Annotated in this window: 5 protein-coding genes; 1 reads left to right on the top strand and 4 read right to left on the bottom strand. The window is 63.8% G+C overall.

All coding sequences use genetic code 11. The features are described 5' to 3' along the window. Both AC1DYI_RS28420 and AC1DYI_RS28415 read right to left on the bottom strand, forming a co-directional pair. Positions 1-526: MFS transporter (locus tag AC1DYI_RS28420; protein ID WP_477207478.1), on the bottom strand; the 526-nt coding region annotated here is incomplete at its 3' end. A gap of 105 nt (positions 527-631) precedes the next feature. Beyond that, a complete protein-coding gene (locus AC1DYI_RS28415; RefSeq protein ID WP_477207477.1) occupies positions 632-1,318 on the bottom strand; it encodes a type 1 glutamine amidotransferase domain-containing protein in 687 nt (228 codons plus the stop codon). 558 nt (positions 1,319-1,876) lie between these two features. Between AC1DYI_RS28415 and AC1DYI_RS28410 the strand changes: the two genes are divergently transcribed. Beyond that, positions 1,877-2,761 carry a serine protease gene (locus AC1DYI_RS28410; RefSeq protein ID WP_477207476.1) on the top strand — a complete coding sequence of 295 codons (885 nt, stop codon included), beginning with the start codon at positions 1,877-1,879 and terminating at the stop codon, positions 2,759-2,761. Between the two features lie 88 nt (positions 2,762-2,849). Here the strand turns inward: AC1DYI_RS28410 and AC1DYI_RS28405 are convergent, their stop codons facing one another. Next, positions 2,850-3,092 (bottom strand): hypothetical protein, encoded by a 243-nt coding sequence (locus AC1DYI_RS28405; RefSeq protein ID WP_477207475.1) that lies wholly within the window; start codon positions 3,090-3,092, stop codon positions 2,850-2,852. Between the two features lie 80 nt (positions 3,093-3,172). Further along, positions 3,173-4,160: NAD(P)/FAD-dependent oxidoreductase (locus AC1DYI_RS28400; RefSeq protein WP_477207474.1), on the bottom strand; the 988-nt coding region annotated here is incomplete at its 5' end.

Here is a 4,160-nt window from a genome sequence, read left to right as displayed (position 1 = left end):
ACAGACCCATCAACAACGACACATGCCGCGGGAATCGGGCCTTGACGAAGCCTGAGATCAGGGCGCCAGCGACCGCGATGCCGGCACCCACGCCCGCCGTGGTGACAAGCAGTTGGGTTGTCGTCTGGGCGAAGGCCCGGAGCAGCATAGCGATGCTAAGGATGGCGAGCGCCGCCAGGATGACGCGATCGCGGCCGAATCGCCGCGCAAGCCACGGCGTGGGCAGTGCCAGCAAGCCCATCAGGATGTTGGGAATCGCCGTCAACAGGGAAGCCTGCGCGTTGGAGATCCCGAACTCGTTGCGGATCTGTCCGAGCAGCGGTCCCACCGACACGATCCCAGGGCGAAGGTCGATGGCGACCAGCACGATGCAGGCAATGCCGGCGGCCAATGTCAAACTCGAGTTCGCCGCCTTCGCCGCGGGGCCTTCGGCCTTCTGTTCGCCTTGCAACATCGCGGGCTCGGCGAGCGGCCTGCCTTGGGCCGGCAAGGCCGTGAGGGTGAGCGTTTTCACAAGCTTCGACATGGTTCATCCGGATGAATCGAACTCGTCTGCGCCACTTGTGCCGGGCGCAGTTCGAGTTCGGAAGAGGGATGCGGCGCGGCTCGTAAGGCTTCGCGCCGGCAACGTTCAGCGCGTCCGCGCCAACTGCGTCACTACACGGGCCGCCGCCTCTGCGGACGAGGCCGGGTTCTGGCCGGTGATCAGCAGCCCGTCCTGCACCACATACGACTGCCAGTCGTCCGCGCGCTCGAAGCGACCGCCAAGACGCTTGAGTTCGTCCTCGACGAGGAACGGCACCACGTCGGTCAGTTCCACAGCGGCTTCCTCGGAGTTGGTGAAGCCGGTGACCTTCTGGCCCTCCACCAGCGGTTGACCATCCGGACGCTTCGCATGGCGAAGAACGCCAGGCGCGTGGCAGACCAACGCCACCGGCTTTCCGGCTTGCAAGGTGCTCTCGATCAGCTTGACCGAGTTGGGGTCTTCGGCCAGATCCCACAGAGGGCCGTGCCCGCCGGGGTAGAACACGGCATCGAAGCCTTCGTGAGTGACCTCTGCCAACGGCACGGTGCTCGCCAGAGCGGCCATGGCATCGGCGTCTGCCTCGAATCGCCGGGTCGCCTCAGTGCGGAACGCTTCGGAGTTGCTCTTGGGATCCAGCGGCGGCTGGCCGCCGCGGGGCGAAGCCAGAACGATGTCGGCACCGGCGGCCTTGAACTCGTAGTAGGGCGCTGCGAGCTCTTCCAACCAGAAGCCGGTCTTGAGCCCGGTGTTGCCGAGTTCATCGTGGGACGTCAGGACAATCAGGATCTTCATCTTCATTCCTTTCGGATGTGGGAGTGGCAAGGAAAGGGGACACCGGTTCGCCACTATTAGACCGGTCGTCTAGTTCTTGGCCCGAAAAAAATGCGCCGTGCGCATTCCTTCGAGCCCGCCCGCCGTGGCAGATTGCCGCGTCGCCGGGATTCATGGTGATCAGTTGCCCGTTGTTTCAGTTTGTCGGGCGGTAGTCTCTCTTGTGCGTCGCGATTCGCTGAGTGCTGGCCCTACCGAATCGAGTGCCGGGTCATCCGCAGGCTATTACTCACCAATAACGCGTTAACTACAAACGCCGGGTGTTTCGACCCAATGCCTTGCGTGGCCTTCACATATGTTCATTGAACATCACTGAACGTCGCAACGGCACCTTGCGCGCACTATCTTTCTGCGCGAGGCAGCCCATGGGTTGCCATTGAAGCGATCAACCGATGCAAAGCCCGCCCCGCGCAGGCTTGGCGGCAGCTTTGTCTGTTTTTCGCCAAGCCGATTTCCTCGACACCTTACCTAAAACCTTTTTGGAGACTCCCGAAAATGAGTAAGAAGAGACTCTCTTCCATGGCGCGTTTCGGCGCTGCGACTGTCCTGGGCACTGCTTGCGTGGCGTCTGCATGGGCCCAATCCAGCAATGCGATGCGCGAGCAGGTGCACGCCCGTCAGGCTGAGCGAGCGCCGCTGTTTGGCGTGCCGCAGACCGAAGAAGTAGACCAACCTGAAGTCGTAGGCGGCCGCATTGCCAAACCGGGCCGTTGGCCATTCATGGTGTCGCTCGTCGACAAGAAAACGTCGACGAACCGCGACGCGCACTTCTGCGGCGGATCGCTCATCAGCAAGCGCGATGTCCTCACGGCGGCGCACTGCGCGTTCGCTGACGATGCCGGCAAGTTGCAGGTCCTGATCGGCACGCAAGACTTGGGCAGCGGCGGGCGCCGCGTCAACGTGACACGTGTCACCCAGCATCCGAGCTATGGCACCGCCGGTGCCGAGTCCGATGTGTCCGTGCTTCGCCTGGCAGAGGACGTGACCGACATCGAGCCGGTGACTCTGGTGACCACCCTGGCAGAAGAAGACCAGTACGCGCCGGTGGACGGCATGAGCTACGGCATGGGCTGGGGCGAGATGGAGGTCAAACCGCATGCGCCCCGCCGTCTGCATGAGGTGAAGCTGCCTATCGTCGATCGCGACGTTTGCAACGCGCCCGATGCGTACGACGGCGATGTCGACAGCACGATGATCTGCGCCGGCTACCAGCAAGGCGGCAAAGACACCTGCCAGGGCGATTCAGGCGGCCCGCTGGTCGTCAGGGATGCCGGCAAGAAGTGGAACCTGCAGGTCGGTGTGGTGAGCTGGGGCATCGGCTGTGCCGAGCCCAACTACTACGGCGTCTACTCGCGCATGGCAACGCTGGGCGCATGGGTAAAGGAGCAGATCGCCGCCCCTTGACGGGCTGAAGCGATGCGCCGCCGGGTGCACGCGCCCGGCGGCGAGGCGCAGTTCCCGGCGACAAGCATCGCGATCAGCGCAGCCTCACTCAGTCCTCGTCCATGAATGATGCCAACAGCCGAACGGCAGCGCTGCCCGGTCTGAAGAATGCGACGAAGAGCAGATACAGACCGAATACGAACTCGAGGATGGCGAACACGATGTAAGAGGTGGTCGCGTCGGGCCGCGTTCCGATCGACAGCCCCATGAGAAGACCCAACACGCCAGAGAGACCGAGGATGACCCTCGCTATGAGAATGCGCAGCTTGCTGGGCTCGGCTTGCTTGCTCATCGATTCAGTGGGTTGTGCGTTTGGTGGGGCTGCGGCTGCGCATGCGCCGTCGTCGCAGTTGCATGATAGGCAGTTCGCACTCAGTCGACTTTGAGAAGGCGCCGGTACTTGGGCACCAACATGTGCTCGGCCTTGGCCTTGCGGGTCAGCAGGGGCGAGCGGATCACGCCGAAAGGGGGCAGGTGCACAACGCCCTGCCGGCTGCCCAATGTCACGGCCATCTTGGGGTTGTGGGTCTGCGCGCGGTACGCGGTCAGGTACGGTGCGTAGCCCCGTCCGCGCAGGACTTGCCGGATGTTCTTGGCAGCAGCACTCACCTGCCCGGTGATGTGCCAGGCCATCTTGTTCTCGTCCAGATCGGTGATGTCGCCGAGCGCGAAGAGCGTCTCATGGCCGATGACGCGAAGGTCCGAGCCCACGCGGATTCGTTCGCGCGCGTCCAAGGCGCCGCCGAGTCTCGCCTTCATGTAGGCCGTGTTGGGCCGCCCGCCCGTGCACCAGACCGTGAGGTCGTAGTCGAGCTTTCGGTTCTTCGTGGTGGTCGCCTGGCCCGGGCCGGCAAAGATGTCCGTGCCTTTCGTTGTCGACGATTCGAGACCTTCTCCAACCAGGATCGAGACGCCGCGCGCCGACAGCACCGAGGTGGCGTGCTGCGCAGCCAGTTCCGATGTACCCGCCAAAAGGCGCGGGCCGGCTTCCAGCAGGGTGATCGTCTTGGCCGGATACGCCTCGGAAATCTCCCCGGCAACCTCGACGCCAATGGGGCCGCCACCGACGATCAGGATTTGGCGAGCCGATTGGATGGCCTCTTGGTACCTCAGGTACAACGCCTTGCGGCCCTGTGCCGTGGCGCCAACCGAGCGCATCAGGTCGTTGGCGTAGCTGCTGCCCGTGCACAGGACGTGGATGTCAGCACGAATGGTGCTCTGCATTGCGCCAGGCATCTGCAGYGTGCCGCCGCCGTGGCCCATCTCTATCAGCCTGCCTTGCACGAACTGGACGCCGGGCAGCGCCACCGCATAGGGGATGACGGAGTGTTCGGCGAACTCGGGGCGCACGAGGCTGCGT

Source organism: Ideonella sp. P3_A4, assembly GCF_056403075.1.
The sequence above is the reverse complement of the archived record's forward strand: the minus strand, read 5'-3'. Positions and strand labels throughout refer to the sequence as shown.

Coding starts and splice junctions, on each gene's coding strand:
- AC1DYI_RS28415 (WP_477207477.1), bottom strand. CDS start 1,318: ATGAAGATCCTGATTGTCCTGACGTCCCACGATGAACTCGGCAACACC.
- AC1DYI_RS28410 (WP_477207476.1), top strand. CDS start 1,877: ATGGCGCGTTTCGGCGCTGCGACTGTCCTGGGCACTGCTTGCGTGGCG.
- AC1DYI_RS28405 (WP_477207475.1), bottom strand. CDS start 3,092: ATGAGCAAGCAAGCCGAGCCCAGCAAGCTGCGCATTCTCATAGCGAGG.